General features: G+C 59.4%; 2 protein-coding genes. Both read left to right on the top strand.

Annotation, left to right across the window (positions count from 1 at the left end; genetic code table 11):
- Positions 1–76 precede the first annotated feature (76 nt).
- Positions 77–796, top strand: coding sequence for a DNA/RNA nuclease SfsA (sfsA, locus tag NW837_RS13690; protein WP_414332164.1), 720 nt, complete (start codon positions 77–79; stop codon positions 794–796).
- A gap of 98 nt (positions 797–894) precedes the next feature.
- Positions 895–2075, top strand: a 1181-nt coding sequence (locus NW837_RS13685) for a GTP cyclohydrolase II (RefSeq protein WP_414332163.1), incomplete at its 3' end; no start/stop codon positions are given.

Raw genomic sequence — 2075 nt, 5'->3', positions numbered from 1 at the left:
CGCAGGAGAGACGATCCCCGGAGAAGATTTCCAAAATCCTAAAGAAAAAATACCTACGAAAGGAGAGGCTTTGGGGATGGAGTGCGGGGATGGGCCGGTACCTTACCGCTTTTCGAGCCCCTTGCACAGAGGGGTGCTGCGCAGCCGCTACAAGCGGTTTTTGGCCGATGTGGAGCTGGAAAACGGGCAACAGATCATCGCTCATTGCCCCAACACGGGGCCGATGAGTGGGGTCTGTCAGGTGGGGGCACCTGTGTACCTCTCCCATCACCCGGAGCCAAAACGGAAACTGGCCTACACCTGGGAGATGATCCAGGTGGATGGGGTATGGGTGGGGATCAACACCAGCTTGCCCAATCGCCTGGTGGACTGGGGGCTGGAGCGAGGGTGGTTTCCTCAATTGGCAGGGTTTTCTCGCCGGCAACGGGAGGTGACCTGCGGCAGGAGCAAAATCGACTTTCTGCTGACAGGAGACTCTGGCTCGGCCTATTTGGAGGTGAAGAATACCACCTGGGCTGTGGGATCCCGCGCGCTGTTTCCCGATACGGTGACCACTCGCGGCCAAAAACACCTGGAAGATTTGATCGCGGTGCGCCAACAGGGTCAGCGTGCCCTGCTGATGTACTGGATCAATCGCGCCGATTGCACCGAGTTTGCCCCCGGCGAAGAACGGGATCCCCGCTATGCCCGTCTGTTTCGTGAGGCCCTGCAGGTCGGGGTAGAGATGTTGCCCTATCGGGTCGAGGTTTCGCCGGCAGGGATCCGCCCCTTGGGTTTGGCCAAAATCGTTGTCTAGGCACCCCAAAAGAAGGGTCAGGCTCTCTGGAAACGGCTGGGGATCGCCTATAATTCTGTTTTCTCCAGATTCTTCCATTTTCCAGGCATTTGAGGACCATGAGCGAACCTTCCTCCCGTCCTCATCACATTGTTCTCACCTCCCATCCCTCCCCTTATGGGACGCAAGCCCAGCCGATCCGCTGGGGAGCCTTGGATCCGCTGCGGCGGGGGCCGGTGGTGGGTAGCCTAACCAATCTTGCCCATCGCAATGTCATCGGCACCCATGCGGGAGCCTACGCTGTTTACCGGGCATTGGCTGTGGCCAGTGGCTCTTTGCAGGCGGATCACCGCGCCGATTTAACCCATACTGCCCCGGTGGTGTCGATTGGCCCTCACCCAAGCTGGGGAGATCCAGACCGGATTGTGTCTTTGGATCCCTGGGGAGCAGTTGTGGGGGAAGTCTTTGCCCCCCTCTATGCCCAGGGCTACGATATTCGCCCTACTATTGCCATTACTCAGGCCCACATCCACATGCCAGAACTGCAGGAGGCGGTCAACAAAGGGCGGTTACGGGTGGATGGCCGGATCCTCAAAGACAATGGCAGCCTGGTGGTCACCAAAGCCGCAATCGAGCCGGTCTGGTACCTGCCGGGGATCGCCAAACGATTGCAGGTGAGCGAAAGCCTGCTGCGCCGCACCCTCTTCGAGCAGACGGGAGGCATGTTTCCAGAATTGGTGACCCGTCCAGACCTATCGGTGTTTTTGCCGCCCATCGGTGGCCAGACGGTGTACATCATCGGGCAAGTGGCCGCCATCACCGACCCGGCTTTGCCCCTGGCGGTGCGGGTTCACGACGAATGCAATGGTTCCGATGTGTTTGGCTCGGATATTTGCACCTGCCGCCCCTACCTGGTGCATGGCATTGAGGAATGCGTTAAGACGGCCCAGGCCGGTGGAGCTGGGGTGATTGTGTACCTGCGCAAAGAAGGCCGCGCCTTGGGGGAGGTGACCAAATTTTTGGTCTACAACGCCCGCAAGCGCCAGGAAGGAGGGGATCGGGCTGATGCCTACTTCGCCCGTACCGAGTGTGTGGCAGGGGTGCAAGACATCCGGTTTCAGGAGTTGATGCCGGATGTGCTCCATTGGCTGGGCATAACCCGAATCGATCGCCTGATTTCCATGAGCGACCTCAAGTATCGAGCCATCACCAACTCCGGCATTGAGGTTCTGCAGCGGGTGCCCATCCCAGAAGAGCTGATCCCGGCGGATGCCCGTGTGGAGATCGAGGCCAAAAAAGC

Origin of the sequence: Synechococcus sp. R6-10, assembly GCF_047461815.1 — a bacterium.
GTDB lineage: Bacteria > Cyanobacteriota > Cyanobacteriia > Thermostichales > Thermostichaceae > Thermostichus.
The sequence above is the reverse complement of the archived record's forward strand: the minus strand, read 5'-3'. Positions and strand labels throughout refer to the sequence as shown.